Consider the following 1,127-nt stretch of genomic DNA (forward strand, 5'->3'; position numbering starts at 1 on the left):
ATAATGCTCTGCCGCCGCAGATTCTCGACAAGTGCGCTCGCCAGCACGATGCCTTTGTCGGTCTGCAAGGCCAGCTCGGTCAATGTATGCACGGCTTGCCGATAGTGGCTCATGGTGAAGGGCTTGAACCCAAAAACCGTTTGCAGCTCGACCAAGTGCTCCCGCCGTGTCTGTTCGCGCTGGCCGTACTCGCTCCAACTTTCCACTGGCATCTTGAGTTGCGCGGCCACCATGCGCAACAGGGGCGGAAACGGAGGCTCATCGACGCCCAAAAAGGTGCCAGGGAATCGCAAGTAGCAAAGCTGCACAGCGAAGCCCAATCGATTCGCGGCGCCGCGACGCTGACGGATCACCGACAGGTCGGTTTCGTTGAACGTGTAGTGCCGTATCAGTTCGTCTTTGGCATCTGGCAGTGCCAGCAGGCTTTCGCGCTCGGTGGCGGACAGGATTGAGCGGCGTGGCATGGTCAGTCTTCCCGCAGGTACTGGTACAAGGTTTCGCGGCTGATGCCGAAGTCACGGGCCACCAAGGTTTTTTGGTCGCCTGCCGCAACTCGCCGTTTCAACTCGGCAATTTGTTCGCTGTTCAGCGATTTCTTTCGTCCCCGGTAGGCACCGCGCTGCTTGGCCAGCACGATTCCCTCGCGCTGACGTTCGCGGATCAGGGCGCGCTCGAACTCAGCGAAGGCTCCCATGACCGACAGCATCAGATTGGCCATCGGTGAGTCCTCGCCGGTGAACTTCAGCCCTTCTTTGACGAACTCCATGCGCACGCCCCGTTGTGTCAGCCCTTGGACGATGCGGCGCAGGTCATCAAGGTTGCGTGCCAGCCTGTCCATGCTATGCACCACCACGGTGTCGCCCTCGCGGACGAAGGCCAGCAGCCTTTCCAGCTCGGGACGCTGGGTGTCCTTGCCAGAAGCCTTGTCGGTGAACACCCGCGCCACCTGAACACCCTCCAATTGCCGTTCCGGGTTCTGGTCGAAGCTGCTGACGCGGACATAGCCGATGCGTTGACCTTGCAAGATGCCTCCAAAGGCAAAAGTGTCAGGATGAAATCTATTACCTTTGACGGAATATGTCAATCAATAGGAAATTTAACTCTATTCTGACATCGTTTGCACATGG

The 1,127-nt window shown here is 58.5% G+C and carries 2 protein-coding genes; both read right to left on the bottom strand.

What is annotated here, in order from left to right; genetic code table 11:
* Positions 1–464, bottom strand: a 464-nt coding sequence (locus ENGE1_RS26205) for a DUF4158 domain-containing protein (RefSeq protein WP_064360893.1), incomplete at its 3' end; no start/stop codon positions are given.
* 2 nt (positions 465–466) lie between these two features.
* Entirely contained in the window at positions 467–1,024 is a 558-nt protein-coding gene (locus ENGE1_RS26210) for a recombinase family protein (RefSeq protein ID WP_001162012.1), read from the bottom strand.
* Positions 1,025–1,127 lie beyond the last annotated feature (103 nt).

The organism is Pluralibacter gergoviae ATCC 33028 = NBRC 105706, assembly GCF_001598855.1.
GTDB lineage: Bacteria > Pseudomonadota > Gammaproteobacteria > Enterobacterales > Enterobacteriaceae > Pluralibacter > Pluralibacter gergoviae.